This window comes from Dyadobacter sediminis, assembly GCF_005860765.1.
GTDB lineage: Bacteria > Bacteroidota > Bacteroidia > Cytophagales > Spirosomataceae > Dyadobacter > Dyadobacter sediminis.
The window spans coordinates 187,309-208,408 of record NZ_VCEI01000030.1; the positions used below are offsets into that span (position 1 = coordinate 187,309).

Sequence of the window (21,100 nt, forward strand, 5' to 3'; positions counted from 1 at the left end):
AAGGAGTGATTGAAAGAGTTTTTAAAACTCCCGCAATCACTCCTTTCAACTGTATCTAAATAATTACCTGAAAGCAGTTATTTACAAAACATGCCGGTGCCGTCAGTTCCAGCCGCCGCCCAGTGCCCGGTAAATATTGACCGTAGCATTCATTTGCTGCATTTTGGTTTCAATCAGATCGAATTTGGATTCCAGTGCTTCCCGTTGCGTCAGCAACACTTCCATATAATCCGCTCTTGCTGAGGTAAAAAGACGGTTGGCAATGGTAGTCGACTCGTTCAGTGCCTGTACTTCCCTGAATTTGGTGTCGTAGCTTTGTTCCAGGTTACTGATGTTGGAAAGCTGATTTACAACCTCGATATATGCATTCAGAACCGTTCTTTCGTAATCATAGATACTCTGGATCTGTCTTGCATTGGCGCTGTAATACGTAGCCTGAATTGCATTTTTATTGATCAATGGCCCGGCCAGATCGCCAACCAGCGTTGACATCAGTGATTTGGGTACATTGCCAAGGTAAATCGGATTGAAAGCCTGCAGACCCACAGCTGCATTCAGACCCAGTGAAGGATAAAAATTGGCCCGTGCCACCTGAATGTCCAGATTGGCAGCTGCCAGATTTTGTTCTGCCTGCCTTACGTCCGGCCGGTTTTCCAGCAATTGTGATGGAATTCCGGCACGGATCATTTGCGGCATCATGGTGTCAAAATTCTGGCTGTTTCGTGCAATAGGCTGCGGGTAACGGCCCAGCAAAAAGTTGATCCTGTTTTCTGTCTCAACAATCCGCTGACGAATGGCATACTGCCGGTTCTGCGTATTAAGCACCTGCGCTTCAAACCTGCGGACGGCCAGTTCCGTTACGCGGGTGGCTTCCTTTTGCATTTTCACGATCTGCAACGCATTGGTCTGAATCTGAATATTCTGGCTGACGATGGCCAGCTGCGTATCCATTGCCAGCAGTTCATAATAGGAATTGGCAATTTCAGAGATCAGGTTGGTTACCATAAAGTTTTTGCCCTCGACAGACGACAGGTATCTGTTCACCGCGGCTTTTCTTGCATTCCGTAGCTTGTGCCAGATATCTACTTCCCAGCGCGCATAAGCACCCAGAACGAAGTCCGGCAGCGGCTCGGGGGTTTCCCTTCCCGGCTTTATTTCCGTAGTGGCCTCACTGGAACCCACCTGCGTGTACCGGCCTGCTTTCTCGATTCCTGCTCCGGCACGTAAGCCTACAAAGGGCAGATATTCCCCTTTTCTTGCACGGATCTCCTGTTTTGAAATCTCGATTTCCTGCAATGTAATATTCAGCTCCTGGTTATTGTTCAGGGCAGTGTCGATCAAGGCAACCAGGTTTGGATCGGTAAAATATTCTTTCCACCGCAGCCTGGCCGAGTTGGCGGTGTCCTGCGAGTTGTTGTAACTCGCAGGAATTGCTGATTTGTTAGGTGTTCTCTGAACCAGTGACGGCGCATTGCACCCGCTGTAAGCCAGGGCTATAAATGCTATCCCGACCCAATTCAATATTCTGTTATTGCGCATCATTTTGAGTTTCTTGTATTTGAGGGAAAGTGTCGATCGCATGAACGAAGCCTTCGGACAATGAGCTGTCTTCTTCGTCTTTGATCATTTTTCTGCCATCGGCCAGGCTGCCAAATATATAATATAACCCGGGTATGATGATAACCCCGAAAATAGTACCGAACAGCATACCGCCCATGGCAGAAGCACCAATTGTACGGTTACCGATCGCTCCTGCGCCCGTTGCAATAATCAATGGTATCAAACCTGCAACAAAGGCAAATGAAGTCATCAGGATCGGACGGAAACGGACTTTGGCTCCTTCAATGGCTGCATTCAGGATTGTTTCTCCCTGCTGACGCTTCTGGACGGCAAACTCCACGATCAGTACGGCATTTTTACCCAGCAAACCGACAAGCATGATCAATCCGATCTGCGCATAGATGTTGTTTTCAAGGCCCATCAATTTCAGCAGCAGGAACGAACCGAATACACCGACCGGCAGCGACAACACCACTGCAAACGGAATAATGAAACTTTCATACTGAGCTGCCAGTACAAAGTATACGAATGCCAGTACGATCATGAATACAACAAGCGACTCATTTCCGCGGATTGATTCATCGTAGGAAAGACCTTCGAAAGCAATGTCATACCCTTGCGGCAATGTCTTGGCTGCAACTTCCCGAATAGCCTGAATGGCATCCGCAGTCGTATAACCTTTGGCCGGAAGCCCCTGGATCGCTGCTGAATTGTAAAGGTTGAAACGGGTAATCTCATTGGGACCCTGCCCTTTTTTCAGCGTCATAAAAGATGAGTAAGGCACCATTTCCCCTGCATCATTTTTTACAAACAGCTTTAAGAGATCGGATGGAAGTCTTCTGAAACTCGGATCAGACTGCACGTACACTTTAAAAAACTGGTTAAATCTTGTAAAACCCTGTTCATACGTACTACCGATCATGATGTTGAGGTTGTCCATTGCTTTTCCGATGGATACACCTTTCTGCATGGCCAGCTGATTGTCAATCTGCAGTTCATACTGCGGATAATTAGCGGCGAAGAACGTAAACAAGCCCGTAAGCTCCGGACGTTTGGCCAGATCATCCATGAATTTCTTGTTGATCTTGTCAAATTCGGCGTAGTCTGTATCGGATGTTTTATCCAGCAAACGCATGGAGAAACCGCCGGAAGTACCAAAACCCGGGATTGCTGGTGGTTCAAAGAATTCGACAACGGCCCCAAGACCTCTTGTTTTTGATTCCAGTTCCTCCATGATTTCCTTCACGTTTTTATCACGATCGTGCCATGGTTTCAGGTTGATCAGACAGGTACCGGCGTTGGAACCGCGTCCTTCGGTCATGATTTCGTAACCGGCCAGAGAAGATACCGATTCAATTCCGCCTACTTCTTCACAGATTCTCTGAAGACGACGGGAAACTTCGTTTGTCTTTTCAAGCGTAGAACCCGGAGGTGTCTGGATAATCGCATAGATCGTACTCTGGTCTTCATTCGGGATAAATCCGGAAGGCAGGACTTTGTTCACAAATACAATTCCGGCACAGAAAAGCAGCAATACTGCCCAGGTAACAACTCTGCGGCTGACAATTCCTTTCAACAAGCCCACGTAACGTCCGGTAAGTCTGTCAAAAACTCGGTTGAAGCTGTCCAGCGCTTTGGTAAGCACGTTTCTCTTTTTCGGATGTCCGTGATGATTTTGCAGCAGCATGGCGCAGAGCACCGGAGTAAGCGTAAGCGCGATCAAGGCCGAGATTACAATGGAACTCGCCATTGTAATGGAAAACTGACGGTAGAAAGTACCCACCGGACCCGACATGAATGAGATTGGAAGGAACACCGACACCATAACGGCTGTAATCGCAATAATAGCCCCGCTGATTTCGGCAAGTACTTTTTTCACCGCATTGTAAGGCGATATACCCGGCTCTTCTTCAAACTTCGCATGGACGGCCTCGACGACGACAATCGCATCATCGACCACGATACCAATGGCAAGTACAAGAGCAAAAAGCGTAATCAGGTTAATGGAAAGTCCGAAACCCTGGATCACAAAGAAGGCTCCAATCAACGATACCGGCACGGCAAGGATCGGGATCAAAGTAGAACGCCAGTCGCCAAGGAACACAAAAACCACAAGTGCAACCAGAATAAACGCATCGCGCAGCGTATCAATAACCTGCTCGATGGACGCATCCAGAAATTGGGAAACGTCATAGCTGATCTTGTAATCCACGCCCGGAGGAAAGGAGGCTTTCATTACATCCAGCTTCTTCTTTACTTCTTCTATTACATCACTGGCGTTACTGCCGTAGTTTTGTCTGAGTACAATGGCCGCCGAAGGATGGCCGTCCAGGTTGGAGTAAATATCAAAGAATTCACTCCCCAGCTCGACTTTGGCAATATCCCTTAAATGGATGCTTTCACCCGCCGGATTTGCCCGGATAATGATATTTTCATACTCTTCCGGTTTGTCATATCTTCCTTTATAAGTAAGCACGTATTCCAGCGACTGGGCCGCGATACCCGAGCTTTGCCCGATCCGGCCGGGACGGCCCACGATACTTTGCTCACCCACTGCCTTCATGACTTCTTCCGTAGAGACATTATACGCACGCATACGTTCAGGATTCAGCCAAAGACGCATGGCATATCTGCGGCTACCCAATATCTGCGCTCTGGCAATCCCTTTGGTCCGCTGGATTTCCGGGATCATTTTAACCGTAGCGTAATTGAACAGGAATTTTTCGTCAATGCTCTTTTCCTTGGAATAAAGGTTGACGTACATCAGCATACTCGGCTGAACCGGCGAAATAATAACCCCTTCCCGCTGTACCAGTTCCGGCAAAAGTGGCATTACCTGGTCCACCCTTGTTTTCACACGGATAACGGCAACGTTGGGGTCGGTCCCGGGCTCAAAGATGATCCTGAGCGTTGCCTCCCCCGCACTGGTTGCATCGGTAGCGATATACCGCATGTCCTGAACACCGTTGATCGCCTGTTCCAGCGTAATGAGCGTGGATTTTACCAGTACGTCGGCACTGGCTCCGGGATAAGCTATAAAAATATTAACGGTTGTCGGGGCAATGTCCGGGAACTGGGAAATGGGTAATTTCTCAATTGCCAGGATGCCTATAAAGACGATCATGATCGAAATCACAATAGCGAATACAGGTCTTCTTATGAATTGATTGAACATGTCTTTGTGTTTTTAGAATACCCGGTTATTCGGCATAAAGATTTAAATGGGAGATTACAGAATCAGGCTGCACGAATTTGGAGTGTATTTTTTCGTTTTCGCGTACCTGGCGTAAGCCTTCCAGAAGAATTTTGTCATTTTTATCCAAACCGGATTTGACAACAAAAATGTGTGGCAGCTCGGCTGCTATGGTGATTTCCCTGGATCTGATCACATTGTTTTTGTCCAGTACATAAACGTATTTCTTTTCCAGAACCTCGAATGTCGCTTTTTGCGGAATGATCAGCGCATCCTTGAATGGCATTTTCACTACGATATTGCCCGTTTCGCCGTGTCTTAAAAGTCCCTGCGGATTCGGGAATGTGGCCCTGAAAGCGATGTTACCCGTTTCATTGTTAAAGTCGGCTTCGATGGTTTCAACCACGCCGGTATGGTCAAACATTTTGTTGTTGGCCATCAGCAATCCTACTTTCAGCGCACCGTCTTTAATGATCTGCGTTTTGTAATCCAGGTATTCTGCTTCGGGAACATTATAGTAAACCCACATTTTACTGTTGTCCGATAAAGTTGTCAGCAGATCGCCTTCGTCCACAAGACTTCCGAGCCTTGCCTGAAAATGGTCCATAATACCATTGAACGGTGCCTTGATCTGCGTAAAGCCCAAGTGTGCCTGTGCCAGTCCAAGCTCTGCTTTTGCCTTGTCAAATTTGGCTTTGCCCAGCGCAAGTTCATTTTTTGAAACCACATTGCTGTCTGCAAGTGATTTCGTGTTCTGGTACTCGATTTCGGCAAAGTTTGCTTCTGCCTGCGCCCTTTTTGTTTCAGCTTCATAAATCATCGGCATGATCTGAAACATCAGCTGGCCTTTCTTTACCGACTGACCTTCGTCCACATAAATCTTTTCGAGATACCCTTTTTCCAGAGCCCTCAGCTCAATGTGGCTGATGGCGTGAATTTGAGCGACATATTCTTTGGTAACCAGCGTATCTTTCTGCAAAGGACTTGTTACCGAATATTCCACTTCCTCTTCCTTCTCCTCTTTTTTTGATTCACAGCTTGTGCCGAACAGCAACGCACACAAGCTCATGGCCATGAGAATCCTCTTCATTATTTTGTTAGTTAATACAATATGATTTTCTTGATAATTCTTATTGAGCATATATGCCGGATACAGCATGCCGGGGTACGGAAAAACAGCCGGTTGCGTCTGTTCAGGATTCAGATCAGATGCGGAATACTTTCAGCCTGAGATACAGAAACCGGCAGGATGGAAAATAGGTAAAATGCCGGTCTTGAAAGATGCTTTTCCGGATGCCATGGAAAAATTGTCCGGCCGTATGCGTATAAAAAGCAGTATAGAAACCCTTGCTTAACGCTATATACCTTTTGGAAGAAACCGATTCATCTTCCTTTTCTTCCACATTCACAGCAGCACTGATGGCACTTTTTCTTTCCCTGTCGGAGCGGACCGGCTTAAAGTTCAGATGCAGGTTGCCGGTTGAAATAGCATTACCGGTAAATGCCGAAACGTTGAAATTTTGCAATGAAGAAAGGTAAACCGATTCCTCTGCACCTCCATGACGTTGAACAAAGGCGGTCAACAGAAGAATACAAATTGAAAAGTAGAATCTGAGTAACTTTATCATTGGCGGCAAAACCGTATAAAGACGAGGTATAAAATATTGAGCTCCGGTCTAAACTTGGTTACAAATAGCGCCTGTGTTGGTTAGCATGGCATTAAATCCAAATTAAAATAACATTAAATATTCCTATTGCCTTTTATGAATAGGAATGAAGGGAGATAATTTATAAACATATATATACTGCAAATGCACAAAACCCAATTACTTTCTTTGTATTTTATGCATTTTCTTTACATCGGAAGCAATCCGTTGCTTCTACAAAAAATTATATTTTTACTAATTCAAAACTATGATTTAAGAGCAAATAATTTCATCCCATGTAGGATCTGAAAAGGAATCTCATCTTTTCATTTCACAGTATTTCTTAATCAAGAAATTCAAAAATTTTGCCTTGTTACGGTGAGGATCAGCGAAAGCTCCCTAAGTGCTTTTATGAACGTTTGGACACCTAAGACAAGGTACTGGGCTTTCCGCAGAGCAGGGAATGGGAAAACCCGCCTACATTCGGAGGCGTAAACTGGGACCACGTAAGAATATTTTTCTGCAAAGAAGCACAGGGCAGCCCCGGTACATGGATTTACATAGACGTGGAAAATGTAGCATCGCTGACAATGCCTTTATCTTTTTACTTGCTGTTGACAGACATCTATTTCTTTGCAGTAATCTGCCTTTTGAAAAAAGCCCAGGATTCTTCAAAAACATCAAAGTCCGTAGGAAATTCGTGTTTGCCGTTGATTACTTTCAGCAGCGTAACTTCTGGCTTTCCTTTTTGTTGATAGGTATATTTTTCAACTGTTACATTATTGTTCTTATCTGCATCGGGCAGCATCGTTTTGACCGGATTTCCTTCATAGCCATCCAGCTTTGCCCAGTATTGAAACGATTGTTCCGTTGCGCGTACGGTGCCCAGCGTTACGCCCGGCGTATTGACTTCGCCGCCATTGTAAGGATTTGTCTGGTCGGCTGTGCCATTGGTAATCATTACCGGAATGGGTACGTTCATTGGCGTACAATCCATGTTTTCCTGCGTCGGCAAATTGGCCACAATGGCGGAAATGGCTTTGATCTTTCCAGGCATTGTCAATCCCAGCTTATAAGCCATGTGTCCGCCGCCGGAAAAACCGCTGGCAAAGACATGCGCTTCGTTAATATGGAATTTGCTTTTAAAATAGGCAATCATACCTTCAAAAAAGGCTTCTTCATTCAGATTTTCAACATTCGTCAAAGCTGTGGAAGCTTTGCGGCATTCGTTCCAGTATCTTTTGTAACCCGCAGGATAAACAATGATCAGATTTTCAGCTTCCGACATGGCTTCCAGTTTCGTGGCATGCCTCACAATACTCTGCGGATCGCCGCCGGAGCCATGCATAATGAATACAAGACTTGCGCCGGGTTTGACGGTCTTTGGCTTATTGTATAAAAAGCTGCGCTGCCTCCCTTCAATCAGCAGCGAATCCGAAACAAGCTGTGCTTTCGCTGTTATACAAAACAATAATAAAAGTGCTGAGAGTATCTTTCTGGACATGTTAAAAACCAAATGACTGAGTGTTTCAGGCAAGTTACATTTAACTTCTGTTTTCCATTTCAAAAACCAGGATGATTTTCACCCGGCTTATAAAAACGGGCCGTTATTTGGATAGAATAAGTTGGCTTTGATTTTGCAAGTACGAATTTAAGGTTGTTTTCAGAATCTGTTAAAAAAATACAGCGGGCAGGATTCTGATTCCTGCCCGCTGTAAATCCATTTGCTAACCGGAAATCAGAATTTGATCCCCAGCTTCATGGCAATGTCACGGAACATTTCAGGATCAATGCCGTCTGCGCCCGGTGAGTTCAGTTGCGGTTCTTCTTCCAGATCCGGCATCGGCACGCCTTCGGGTGACCCGAACACTACTTCCAGAGGCAATCCGTCTTCAGGGTGCGGACCATTGAAAACCAGACCGGCCTGCTGATAATCATCTTTACTGAATGTATACAACTTTCTGTGAACGCCGTTTTCTTCGTACTTGCGTGTTTCCGGGAAAGCTTTGTTGCTCAGTTCCGGAACCGGAACCAGCTTGGTAACTGCAACACCGGTAAGAATTTCCAGCGCCCGGGCATAAGCAACAACATGTAATCCGCCGCGAACGAGCAGGAACCCCACCATTTCACGTGCAGTAGGATCTGTAACCATTTCATAAACACGCATTTTGTTCGCTCTTGCTCCGCACTCCAGAAAGAAATTATGCAGTAAATCCAGCTTCAGGTTACCGCTGCTGAACACGTTCTGGCCTGTCCACCAGTCGCCCATGGAATCCATTGGCAAAGAAGCTTGTCCACTCGCAATGAAGTGACGGGAAAGACGGGCATTCACGCTTTCTTTCAGCGGGCCTGGTTCCGGATCAAACCCACGTTTTGTTGTTCCGGTCAATAAAAGATTAATGGCGTAGGATACAACTTCAATATGGCTGTACTCCTCGCCTGCTATACTTGCTGTAAGGTCATAAAAAGGTCTCAGTCGGTTGCGTCCCCGAAAATTGAATGACTGGAACGTGTAATTCATCAAGGTCGACATTTCTCCAAATTTTCCTCCCAGCAACTCCTGTATTGCTGCTGCATCGTTGGGCGATGGATTTTTAGGTGTTGGCAGCTCAATCGGCAGCCGGTCCATTCTAAGAATCATAATTTGACGTGAGTTTGAATTGTTATTACTATTACTAATACCAAGGGTCAGTACTCAACAAATGTCATTCCCGTTTATTTACCAGAATTTCACAAGTATTTTGAATTTAAGCTGAATTACTTCCACAATTTTGTCACCATAATGGCATTAATCATGCACATGGCTGCTATTGGTACCTGATAATGAATGCAGGAACGGTTTTTGTGAATGTCGGCCCCGCTTATAATCCATTTCCAAAGGAATGATGCTGATCAGGCCGGATAATTGCCGGCATTTTCAAATCTTCGTTACAGAGCGAGCATGTTTTATTTATACTCTGACTACAAATGTTTTCCATAACTTCTTTTTAAATGCCCCACACCGTAGCTTATATACGCAATATCATAAATCAAATGGCCTGAGGAATAGCATCATACCGTCGGCGTTTTCATCCATAATGAACAGAAGTATGCAACTTTGGCTGATTTATAATGCCCGCCCAAAAGGCACATTTGCGCACTGGATCATTCTGCTGAAATTATACCTGAGTAAATTCAGATTTATATTTATCTTGGTCATTTCCAAAAATCTTATACATACATGAAAAATCCATGCTGGGCTATTTCGGAATATGCCCCTCAGCATACACAGGAATTGCGGCAGGTTTATATGCAGGCACGCCGGTTCGCTTTTCCCTGGATTAATCCTGACACTTTTTATCTGCACGACTTTGATGCCGTGACCGAAGATGAGACTTTACTTGTGGCCATCAGTCAGAACGTACCCGTTGGATTCATTGCATGGTGGCCGCCCGATAATTTCATTCATTCTCTTTTCGTTAGTCCCGCTTTCACCGGAAAAGGTATTGGCAAGTCGCTCCTGAATGCATGTCTGGAAAAAATTTCAAGGCCGGCCACACTCAAATGCCTTCAGAAAAACGAAAGAGCTTTAAACTTTTACCGTTCGCAAGGCTGGATTATTACAGCCGAAGGTGAATCGGAAGACGGCTTTTACTTTTTACTTTCTTTTGAATAGTTTTTTTGGACTCGCCTCATTTCTTTAAGCAATCAAGTAACAGGGGCTGAAAAGCGGTTTGCAACTTACCTTGCAAAGATTTGGAATACCAATTATTTGAATGGGATTCAAAGAATAAATGCAGCTTGATCCATGCATTTGCATGCAACTGGTTTTAGCTGCTTCATTTTCATTTCATTGATAAATGAACCGATGTTTAAGATTTCAGAATTAAACTCTAAGATGTATGTAAAATCACAGATTACTGCATGCGGTTTGCAGAAATCACACTTGCAAATCCAATTATTTTTATAATATTGAATACCATATTCCATGCCGTAAAAAACAGTTTGCAAACTTTTAATAATCGTCCTTATTCACGTTCATAATGAAAAAAACATTCCTGTTCTGCTCGTTCTTTTTGACGGTACTTGCCTTTTCCGAAACTGTATTTGCACAACTGAAAATCGGAAATAATATAACGAAGGTTGATCCGAATGCAAGTCTGGAAGTGGAAGGCGTAACCAACGGGCGCAGATTCAGGATAGATAAATCCACGGGACAAATTACGATCAGGGACGGATCGCAGCAAAACGGCAGGGTACTTACAAGCGATGCGCAGGGAAGAGCAAGCTGGAAGCAGGTTTATTCAAGCAGCCTTGCCCCTTTTTCAAGAGCTGTTTACTTTGGTGCATACACCGATGTACTGGAAAATGGCGTTGCACAAACGATCATATACCCGAATATTTCATCTTTGATTGGCGAATGGAGCGTTGATCCGATTGGATTGATAGTCGGTACGCCAGGAAATTATCATTTTACAACAAGGCTTGAAATGGTAAACAGCAGCGGCTGTACGGGAACTTCACTAATGAGCCTGTCGGTAAATCTGATCCGAAACGGGGTAGTAATTGAGAATTCCGGTACGGACGACAGGCTGGCACCGGTATATGCTGAAAATTTCGTTTACAATGTTTCCATCCTGGGCGGCGCTTCGGGTGGCGACCGGATCGGGTTTTCGATTAAAGCCGATATAAAGAATCCGCAGCCGGGCTGCACAACCAAAGTCGTTGCAGGAGGTTTTCAGATGATTTATCAAAATTAATGGCCCTCTGATGAAAAAAACTTTTCTGTTCTGCTCGTTCTTTTTGGCAACGCTTGCTTTTTCCGAAGCTGCATTTGCACAATTGAAAATCGGGAACAACATTACGAAAGTCGATCCCAATGCAAGCCTGGAAGTGGAAGGCGTAACCAATGGCCGCAGGTTCAGGATAGACAAATCCACCGGACAAGTTACAATCAGGGACGGATCGCAGGGAAATGGCAGGGTACTTACAAGCGATGTGCAGGGAAGAGCAAGCTGGCAGCTGATAAATTCCAACAGCCTGAGCCCGTCTGCAAGAGGAGTTTGTGACGGGGCATATACAAGTGAATTAAAGGATGATAGTGTACAAATTATTCCATACCCAAATTTCAGACAATTTAGCGGCGGATTCTGGATTCTCGATGAAAAAGGATTTATTGTCGGCCAACCGGGAAACTATAATGTAAGAACCCGACTTGAAATGGTGAACAGCAGTGGCTGTACGGGCACTTCTTTAATGAGTTTGTCTGTAGATCTGGTACGGAATGGCGTTGTGATTGAAAATTCCGGAACGCGCGACAGACTGTCGCCGGTATATGCCGAAAACTTCGTTTACAATGTCTCCATCCTGGCTGGAATTTCATCTTATGACCGGATCGGTTTTTCCATCAAGGCAGATATCAAAAATCCTCAGCCGGGCTGCACAACCAAAGTTACTTCGGGATACATTAGCCTGACTTATCAGAATTGATTGTTTAAAAATCAACTTTGGCAAACTGACAATCCGACTTTATCTGGCAACAACAAATTGGGTATGTGAAACTTTGCCTGATTGTTCGGTTACTGAAATAATGTAAGTTCCGTTGACCAGCCCGTCCAGGTTAAGTTCTTCATCCTGTACCTTAACCAGATTTGTAAGATCCTGGCCTTTGACATTGCTTACTTTAAAGCTCTCGATCTGGCTCCATCTGGCCTTATTTTTCAGACTTACTTTCAATCGGTCTGAAGCAGGATTGGGAAAGACGGATATTTCGTCGAGCCCCTTTTCGATTATTACACTTTTTACCGGGCTGTATGTAAAAGTGCCGTTGCGGTTTACAGTTCGGAGTCTGTAAAGATTTTCTCCGTTTACCGTTTTATCGTCAATAAAAGAATAACCGTTTTCTGCAGAATTCAGGTCCGGAGCTTCAAACCTGCCTATTTTTTCCCAGTCTGTCCCTTTTACGCTGCGCTCTATCTCAATCAAATCAGTGCTGGCTTTTTCCCTATCATCCAGTTTCAGAACGGCCGTATTGTCTTTTGGCTCCGCCGAGAACCGGATTACAGATCCCGGATAGTTTTCGGTACGCGCAGCAAATGTGTAAGCTTTATACTGATTGGGGACGATGGCCATTATGGACGTAATAGAGCCTTTGGACAAATTACTGGCAATTCCCAGAACAGAAGTAAAATCCACAGCCGACGGAATTGCAACCCATCTTTCTCCATTCCAGCCAGCAATGGTCAGAAGATTCAGCTTTGAGCCCGTCAATGCTGCCAGGTTACTGCCCGGGTCCCACGTCAGTGTTACGGGAGTTGTACTAGTTCCGTCAATATCCCAGTATTCCACTGTGCTCACTGCATGAAGAGAATCGGCTTTTGCTTCTACCGGAAACGGTGCGCCGGCCGGTAATGCAGGATAATTGCCTCCGGTTATATTGCTTGTAACTGCTATGGAAGGATCGGCATGATAATAAGCGCCTGTGGTGCCGTTGCCGGAAGCAGCAAAAGGACCATAAAATCCGTTATCACCAACCGGGAAAATGAACGGCGTATGACCATATTTCCGGACATAGCCATCAACATGCGTATTTTCTCCTGCACCGGCATGAGATGTATTTTCGGCAAAGTTAAGAATGCTTATCGGTGCCTGCCGGTCTGTGATGATAACACCCGGAAACATTCCTTTTTTGCTGTTCTTAAAAGTATGGAAACCGGTTAGCGTCATTTGCGAGCCGCCAAAAATATACAAGTTGCCGCGGCTTGCCTGCTGACCGTATGCCGGTAAAAACAGTGCCGCGAAAATGATTATTCCGGCGCTAAAAAGACGTGTTGAATGCATGGATTTTCTGAATCAGGAACTGGGTTTATAGCCAAGCCAATTTATTAAATTAAATCAACTTTCAAGTACGGATTGAACAATAATATCATAGAAAATGAAGGATGCTGATTTCTGCAGATAAGGTTATTACAAAAAACAATTTGATGTCTGAAACACATGCTGCAAAGGAACCAACATAGAACAAAGCTGTCCTCTTTCCACACGGGATTGTATAAACTGGATCACATAAAACAGCATGATGCAGAATCGTGAAATTCACCGGTGAATTTCTTGAAGTAACCGGGCAATACAATTTGATGAATTAAATCAAGTATGCAAACGATTGCATTGATATACCGGTAACGTATATAACCATAAGTTACATTTTTGAGATACAAATTGGTATAAACCGGTTTTCGGAAGAAAGCCGGCTACGGAAGAAATGAAAATGAAGAAGTTAATTGAAAGAAAGCTTTTTTCTGTAGTTCATGAATGGCAACTCTACCAGATTATACATCAGCAGGGATACCAGGTATATAATGGCATATGCACCTGTAAAGATCGCCCATTTTGGAGCGAAAGCGTCTGTGAAATTGCTTTGGTAATAGTTTACAGCCAGTTCAAGTATTAATACATGGATCAGATAAAAGGAATAGGATGTGAGGCTGATGGTTGTAATCAGCTTTGCTGCCCACTTTCCCGGACGCGGGCAAGTTACAGCATACGGCAGCATCAGTGCGAAAGAGCAGCAACAAAGCGGAAGCAGAAAAACATCCGTGAAAAAGTTGGCTTTCCCCTGCGCAATGGTATGTTTGATAATCGGAAAACAGCATATAATGCCCATTATTCCTATTCCCAGCAGCCAAATTCTGGTCTTTTGCGACAAGCTGTATTTTTCCAGCATGTAGGCAGCCAGACATCCGTATGCTATGGAATCAATCCGGAACGGAACCATTTTCCGCATATTGTCCCAGTTGCCGGCGGGCGTATCAAAAACCCTCCAGCCCGGAAGAAGCAGCTTATGTTCAAGCAGATAGGAAAGAAAATTTTGTGAATACAACAAATGATATCCAAGCTTTGCCAGCAACCCGAGCAGGATAATAAATCCAATACCTGTGAAATAAATGCGATGGCGGTTCTGATCATTTTTCAGCACATACGCTATGGCCAGAAGCAAACATGGAAAAAGCAGATAAAACCATTCTTCAACGGCCAGGCTCCATGAATGCGGGAAAAAACCGGGCGGCGGGGTAATTATATTCTGTGCAAAAACCAAATAAAACAATCTGTTTGGTGCAGGATCGGAAACGTAATAATGAATTGCGAAGGTCAGCAGATAGGCCGGAAAGGTACGCAGCCATCGATTAACCCAGAAAACCCGTACAGACTGCCAGCTGATCCGGGGCCTGAACAGCGTATTCAGGATAATCCGGCCGATCAGCAATCCGCTGAGCACAAAAAATGCTTCCACGCCAATAAACAGATAATCAAAAGGAAAAAGGGTATCAAGAGGGTTAATGGGTACCGAATGCGCAAGGAATACCATTATGATAGAACAAGCCCGCATCAGGTCCAATCCAAAAATCCGTTGGACTTTATGCGAAATCTCTGTTCGGGGCCGGGTAGCGTTTTCAATCATCAGCAGAAGACTAAGTATTTATTTTTTCTAATCAGACGTGTGTTTTTCAGCCATTTATAAATAAAATGCTGAACAGGTTCCTTGATTCCTGAGTGGGTCGCCAATAGTTGTATCAGTGAAGCAGATTCCTTTTCGCCGCAATCTTACAATATGTCCTTGATGGCTTTGGCTGTTTATATCACAGCAAAACTCCTAGTAAGCAATACTTCTAACTGCAATACTATTTAGTTCTGTCTTGCTTTCCAAAGACAATGATTAAACAGGGATACTCATTTATCAGCTGGTGACCTTCGGTTTTTAACCGGCAAATTGCAAGTTGGTCAAAAAAGAGAAATCCATAGTATCCGGAGCAGAATTATTCATTGTCGCCTCTTCAAAATGATTGGATCAGCAGGTGCAAACCAATTAGATAACCGCTATCCTTTTGAAAGAAAATACTTGGAATTGTATGGAAACCGGGCTTGTAATCTTTCATAATCAAACTTTTATGCATTCCCTAAGTATTTCGAACGGAACAAATACACTAAATCGGCGTAAAAAGTATGGATAGTTTCAGCATCAAAAGTGGTTGTATTTTTGATGATCAAAAACAGATTTTCTGCACGAATCAGGTCAGAATGCCTGTTTTCGGAACTTCCGGAATGTGCAAGCCCGGCTTTCCGCTGCTGGCCGGCTCCTGCAATTAAATTCAAGGTTAAATAATTGTGGCACAGATTTTTGCCAGTTGGATTAAACCATCAGTTGCTGTTTGCGTCAATCATGTACAACGGCTGTTCAAATCAATCCTGCTATGAAAATCTTGTCGTTAATACTGGCTTTTACAGCTTTCCTGCTCTCACCGTGTCTTGCGCAGGATGAGGCCTCCGATGAATATGTAATCGGCGGACAGCTTGAAGACGGAAACAAACAGCCTGTTCTTTTTGCCAACGTAGCGCTTTATACATCCAAAGATTCGGTTCTTTCCGGCGGTCTTGCATCGGATGAAAACGGCAAATTTGCAATTCCGGCAAAACCTGGAAATTATTTCCTCAAAATCACTTACTTGACACTGGATGAGAAGATTGTTCCCGATGTTAACGTTGCTGGCCAGAACATTGACCTCGGAATCATTTCTCTGAAATCCAATGCAAAAGTATTGCAAGAACTGGTGGTAAAAGGCGAAAAAAGCCAGATGGACCTGCAACTTGACAAGCGGGTTTTCAATGTAGGAAAGGATTTGAGCAATATCGGCAGCAATGCTTCGGACATTCTTAATAACATGCCTTCGGTTACAGTGGATGTGGAAGGCAACGTGGCACTGCGCGGAAGCCAGAATGTACGGATTCTGATTGATGGAAAACAATCCGGAATGATCGGCATGAACCCGGCCGATGCCCTGCGCCAGATACCCGGCGACCTGATCGAAAGCATTGAAATCATCACCAATCCTTCGTCCCGATATGATGCAGAAGGTGAAGTCGGCATTCTCAATATCATTATGAAGAAAAACATCCGATATGGCCTTAACGGCTCATTTACAGCTACGGGCGGCTATCCCTACAACTTCGGCGGCTCTTTCAATATCAATTACAGAAAAAGAAAAGTAAACCTGATTGCCAGTTACGGAAACATGTACCGCGAAGGGCCGGGAAGAGGCAATTCGCGTCAGGAATACAACAGTGCAGATACAAGCTTTGTGTACGAGCAGACCAGCAAACGAAACCGAAGCAGTATTTCGAACAATTTTACGGTCGGAATGGATTATTTCATCAATAATTTCAATACACTTACCGGAAGCGTATCTTACAGAAAATCAAGCAATACCAATCATTCATTACTGGAATACAGGGATTTTGACTTTAACAACAATCTTACCAGAACCGTAACACGGACGGAAAGGGAAACCGAGCCAAGGAATAATTTTGAAGCCGCGCTTAATTACAGCAAAACCTTTGCAAGGAAAGATCAGAATCTGACCATCGTTGCAAAATACATTCTGAGCGATGAAACGGAAGCTTCCCGATTCAATGAAAGTACAGCCGGAGAAACGGCAAGCATTTACCAGCGTTCTTTCAACACAGAAGATGAGAAAAACATGCTTTTTCAGCTGGATTACATTCATCCTTTCGGCAAGAGCGGGAAATTTGAAACCGGCCTGAAAAGCTCTATACGCTTGCTGGACAATGATTTTTCAGTACACCAGCAGAACGAAAACATGAACTGGATCATCCTTCCTGACTTTGATAACCGGCTGGGATATAATGAAAAGATCCATGCAGCTTACCTGATGGCCAGCAACCAGTTCGGCAAATTTTTTATTCAGGGAGGTTTACGCGTCGAGTATTCCGATATCCTGACGGAATTGAAAAAAACCGGCCTGACAAGCCACAGAAAGTATTTTAATCTGTTTCCAAGCCTTCATCTTTCGTACAAACTGGAAGATTCCCAAACTTTGCAGCTCAGTTACAGTTCCAGACTCAGCCGGCCGGGATTCCGGGATCTTCTTCCGTTTTCCAATTTCAGCGATTCACGCGTTTTCAGGGCTGGAAATCCCTTGCTGAATCCTGAATATACACATTCCTTTGAAGCCGGACATTTGCTGAACATGGAAAAAGGAACCTTGTTATCAAGTGTTTATTATCGGCACAGACTAGGCGTTGTAGAACATATCACTACGGTGGATTCTACTGGATTTACGAGAATCACACCCGTTAATTTGTCAACAGGCGATTCCTACGGTTTTGAATTTAACCTTACTTACGATCCTTTCAACTGGTGGAAATGGACGGCCAATGCCAATATTTTCAGAGTAGTCAATGAAGGCATTTACAATGACAAGATCCTGAAAAGCGACACATATACCTGGACAAGCCGGGTTTCATCAAGAGTAACTTTATTCAAAAATGTTGATTTTCAGTCTTCACTGAATTACCGGGCACCAAGAAAAACCACACAGGGAAAAGATCTGGCGCAATATTCCATTGACCTCGGTCTGGCACGGGATGTGCTGAAAGGAAAGGCCACCGTCACAGCAAGTGTACGCGACTTGCTCAACAGCAGAAAGCAACGCAGCATCATTGAAAATGCCGGCTATTATTCAAGATCCGAATCGCTGTGGCGCACGCGGCAGTTTCTGGTTACATTTTCTTACCGGCTTAACCGCGCCAAGGAAAAAGAAAGAAACAATGGCTCGGATGAAGGCGAAGAGGGCTAAAACAGCGAATTTGCTCTACAAACTAGGTTTACGGGAATATAAAACTTTATTTCCTTCTACAACGAAATTTGACAACAAACTACATCGAAAAACGTCCAGATTCTAGAATTTTTTTAAATTATTTAAAAAAATTTTTGTCTTTCTATACTTGCATATATAATACATGAACTCGATAGACTAACCATAGATAAACAATCTTTTGTTTACGAAGTCAACATGCTTATTTACAAGCTTTTACAAATCAGATGTTACCAAAGATGCCAAAAGATAAACTTGTATTATATGAACAAAAAATTGCATTTTCAGTTCTGAAAACTTGCTTCATTTTCGGAGTTTTCTGAAATTTTATTTGTCATGGCAACCTATTTATTAAAAATTTTTAATAGGTTTGTACCATAAGTCTACTCCTCTATATAGATAACCTGTTGGATTATCTAACTATCAGCATCGGTTAAACCAGTTATGGTGATGCACCTGAAAAAATAAAAAGTTTGAATTATCTGTCATCAACAAAGTACATTAAATAATTTTTCACAGTAAGTTTCCGGATTTGCTGTCAGGCTGTTACCGCGTTTTTTAACACGGCGATGACCTGAATGAGAATACTGTGACAGCTACGAGAACGTCGTTTTCTGTTTGCAGTGACCCCTTACAATGTTAAAAAATTTAGTAGTTTTTTTATATCGGGACACAAAGTAACCTTGACTGGAAACTTTTGTGTAACAGAAACTTTGTGCCTATTCAAAAGCTATACAAGTCGATTAAAAATTTATTCCATATCAACGTACCCCAGTATAGTTGTTTATCAAATAAAATAATGTTCCACAATTATGGCAGAAATATTATCCCCACTAAAAGAATTTGATTTCAGACAAGGTGCAACACTAAACAGTGCCCTGACTTTTTCAAGAAAGGGTGAAGCATCCTTCTACGGAGCCGATGGTTACCTTCATTTTGATCAGCAAGGCAGTAACATGCTGACCCACAGCGAAGATTTTACAACAAGTGACTGGATGCGTGTAGGTGCCACAGCAGCCATCCCAGGCACTATCACAACCATTGACGGCTCTAAAACCGCAAACAGAATCAGAGAAAAGAGTGGTTCCGGAGAACACCGCATCTCTCGTTCCTTAACTGTGGCAAAAGGCGTGCCACTTACGATAAGCATCTATGTAAAAGCAGGCACATGTGATAAAGTTCAGTTCAGTTTCCTGAACGGGTCTGCTTTCAAAGGCGGCAATCCGGGTGTGAAATTCAATCTGTCGTCCGGTAAATTTTATTCTACAAGTTCAAATGTACTTAGTTATCAGGCAAGTAATAGCGGTGACGGCTGGTGGAGACTGAAGATAACCGGCTTACCGGATCTCGGAACATCATCCGGATTGCATATTTATATGCTAAATGATAATTATTCTATCAATTACAGTGGGAATGAAGACAAATACCTGCTTGCCTGGGGAGCGCAATTTGAACAAGGTTCGAATGCGACTACATATATACCTAATACGGTAGTTACCAATCTTGGTCTGCGATATAATTATAACCTGGACGGCACACCTACTTTGATCGGTGCGCTTATTGAAGCAGCAGCAACAAATCTGATCCGGTATTCACAATTGCTTGATCATTCTTCATGGCGAAAGCAGTATTCGGTGATTACCACTTCCGGTACCCGCTCTCCGGACGGAACCTTAAACGCGTTTAAGCTAAAAGAGGACAGAAATAGTTCGTCACATTATATAGCACCCGCCAACTCAGTCTCTACATCTTCAGGAAGCATATATACTTTCAGTGCGTTCATGAAAGCCTCCGAACGCAAATGGGCATATTTCAACATCGACGGTTCCACAGCTCACTTTGACCTTGCCAATGGAAAAGCGGGAACTTTCAATCCCAGTTACCTTGGTGTTTTTGTAGAAAGTGCAGGAAATGGCTGGTACCGCTGCTCTGCTACATTCAAAGCCAGCAGTTCTACTTCTGCCAAAATTGGTCCTGAGCCTTCCAATTCAACCCCATCTTACCGCGGCGATGGTAACAGCGGAATCCTAGTCTGGGGAATTCAGCTCGAGAAAGGTGAAAAGATGACCAGCTACATCCGTACCAAGGAAAGTCCGGCCACTAGATCAGCGGATGAGGTTGTTTTGCCTAAACCGGCCAGTGCAGATACCAATGACATTTTTGTACAGCGTAAAGACGGCGGAACATGGCTTGTCAACCAATCTGACAATTTTGAAATATCGGCTTCCGAAAATGCGGTACAGATGGTTAATTTTTACAAGCCGAACCAGCCTCTGGAACTGAAAGACCAAACGGCCCAGCAGCTTTTTCCAGCGGAATACACCAGTGTCGGCGAGACCAACACGCGGGTTATGATTCTGGGAACCGAATTCAATTCCCAGACACCTAACAAATCATGGTCTCTGCAGCAGGCTTTAAACAAAACTTCACCGATATTCCGCGTACAGGTTAACTCAGGCGACAGATGGGCCGGAGATGCAAACAGCACAAAACCAAAAGAGCGCTCGGAATTCTATCAAAAGAATGCAAACCTTCCGCACAATCAGGACATCTGGGTTTCTTACTCCATTCGCATTCTACCCGGCAAAGCGCTTGATTATGATTCAGGAGAGGTTTGTTTCATCGGACAATTCCATGCCAGCGAGGACGACAGGGATGTGAGTTCCAGCCCTGTGCTCGGACTCCGGTTGAAAGACTTAGATACAATGACTATTTATACTTGCGCAACTACAGACAATCCGCACAGAGAAAACCCGAAAGCTGTACTACGGGGCACTACGCAGCTTCCGAGAGGGGAATGGCACAGAATAGTCATGCGGGTAAGGTTCTCACCGACAAAAGGCCAGCTTCAGTTCTGGCAAAACGGGAAGGAACTGATTAACCTTTCAGGTATCGGAATCGGCTATCCGGACGAAATAGGTCCTTACTGGAAATTCGGTATTTACCGCAATGCGCATCCGGCAAGTCTTGCCATTGAATTTGCCAATATGGAAATTACTAAATCATCATCTCTTTATTCCAGGGTTTCTAAACCTTTACCAATCGCCTAAGTA

At 44.0% G+C, this 21,100-nt stretch carries 14 protein-coding genes; 6 read left to right on the plus strand and 8 right to left on the minus strand.

The genetic code is table 11. From position 1 onward, the window contains the following. Positions 1-102 precede the first annotated feature (102 nt). The 6 genes from FEM55_RS22180 to FEM55_RS22205 all read right to left on the minus strand — a co-directional run bounded on the left by FEM55_RS22180 (position 103) and on the right by FEM55_RS22205 (position 9,040). A complete protein-coding gene (locus FEM55_RS22180) occupies positions 103-1,539 on the minus strand; it encodes a TolC family protein (RefSeq protein ID WP_138283684.1) in 1,437 nt (478 codons plus the stop codon). Next, on the minus strand, positions 1,529-4,735 hold the full coding sequence (locus FEM55_RS22185; protein ID WP_138283513.1) for an efflux RND transporter permease subunit: 3,207 nt from the start codon (positions 4,733-4,735) through the stop codon (positions 1,529-1,531). Before FEM55_RS22185 ends, FEM55_RS22180 begins: the two co-directional genes overlap by 11 nt. A 25-nt stretch (positions 4,736-4,760) precedes the next feature. After that, positions 4,761-5,843 carry an efflux RND transporter periplasmic adaptor subunit gene (locus tag FEM55_RS22190; protein ID WP_138283514.1) on the minus strand — a complete coding sequence of 361 codons (1,083 nt, stop codon included), beginning with the start codon at positions 5,841-5,843 and terminating at the stop codon, positions 4,761-4,763. Between the two features lie 115 nt (positions 5,844-5,958). Then, positions 5,959-6,336, minus strand: a complete 378-nt coding sequence (locus FEM55_RS22195; RefSeq protein WP_138283515.1) for a hypothetical protein — start codon at positions 6,334-6,336, stop codon at positions 5,959-5,961. Between the two features lie 688 nt (positions 6,337-7,024). Beyond that, positions 7,025-7,903, minus strand: a complete 879-nt coding sequence (locus tag FEM55_RS22200; RefSeq protein ID WP_138283516.1) for a CE1 family esterase — start codon at positions 7,901-7,903, stop codon at positions 7,025-7,027. 234 nt (positions 7,904-8,137) lie between these two features. Continuing rightward, positions 8,138-9,040 (minus strand): manganese catalase family protein, encoded by a 903-nt coding sequence (locus FEM55_RS22205; protein WP_138283517.1) that lies wholly within the window; start codon positions 9,038-9,040, stop codon positions 8,138-8,140. Positions 9,041-9,619: 579 nt separating this feature from the next. On the opposite strand from FEM55_RS22205, the gene FEM55_RS22210 reads away from it, so the two are divergent. The 3 genes from FEM55_RS22210 to FEM55_RS22220 all read left to right on the plus strand — a co-directional run bounded on the left by FEM55_RS22210 (position 9,620) and on the right by FEM55_RS22220 (position 11,868). Further along, positions 9,620-10,054 (plus strand): GNAT family N-acetyltransferase, encoded by a 435-nt coding sequence (locus tag FEM55_RS22210; RefSeq protein ID WP_138283518.1) that lies wholly within the window; start codon positions 9,620-9,622, stop codon positions 10,052-10,054. Between the two features lie 367 nt (positions 10,055-10,421). After that, entirely contained in the window at positions 10,422-11,138 is a 717-nt protein-coding gene (locus FEM55_RS22215) for a hypothetical protein (RefSeq protein ID WP_138283519.1), read from the plus strand. A gap of 10 nt (positions 11,139-11,148) precedes the next feature. Further along, the gene (locus FEM55_RS22220) at positions 11,149-11,868 is read left to right on the plus strand and encodes a hypothetical protein (RefSeq protein ID WP_138283520.1); all 720 of its coding nucleotides are present in this window, start codon (positions 11,149-11,151) and stop codon (positions 11,866-11,868) included. A 39-nt stretch (positions 11,869-11,907) separates the two neighbouring features. Here the strand turns inward: FEM55_RS22220 and FEM55_RS22225 are convergent, their stop codons facing one another. Together FEM55_RS22225 and FEM55_RS22230 are read right to left on the minus strand one after the other, a co-directional pair. Continuing rightward, positions 11,908-13,218: a T9SS type A sorting domain-containing protein gene (locus FEM55_RS22225; RefSeq protein WP_138283521.1), complete on the minus strand. Its 1,311-nt coding sequence runs from the start codon at positions 13,216-13,218 to the stop codon at positions 11,908-11,910. Between the two features lie 436 nt (positions 13,219-13,654). Continuing rightward, positions 13,655-14,836 (minus strand): acyltransferase family protein, encoded by a 1,182-nt coding sequence (locus tag FEM55_RS22230; protein ID WP_138283522.1) that lies wholly within the window; start codon positions 14,834-14,836, stop codon positions 13,655-13,657. A 542-nt stretch (positions 14,837-15,378) separates the two neighbouring features. Here FEM55_RS22230 and FEM55_RS25045 point away from each other — a divergent pair. The 3 genes from FEM55_RS25045 (at position 15,379) to FEM55_RS22240 (ending at position 21,097) form a co-directional block, all read left to right on the plus strand. Then, entirely contained in the window at positions 15,379-15,522 is a 144-nt protein-coding gene (locus FEM55_RS25045; protein WP_171036635.1) for a hypothetical protein, read from the plus strand. Between the two features lie 104 nt (positions 15,523-15,626). Beyond that, complete coding sequence (locus FEM55_RS22235) at positions 15,627-18,029, plus strand: TonB-dependent receptor (RefSeq protein ID WP_138283523.1); 2,403 nt, start codon at positions 15,627-15,629, stop codon at positions 18,027-18,029. A gap of 830 nt (positions 18,030-18,859) precedes the next feature. Then, positions 18,860-21,097: a phage head spike fiber domain-containing protein gene (locus FEM55_RS22240; protein WP_138283524.1), complete on the plus strand. Its 2,238-nt coding sequence runs from the start codon at positions 18,860-18,862 to the stop codon at positions 21,095-21,097. The last annotated feature ends 3 nt before the right edge of the window (positions 21,098-21,100 follow it).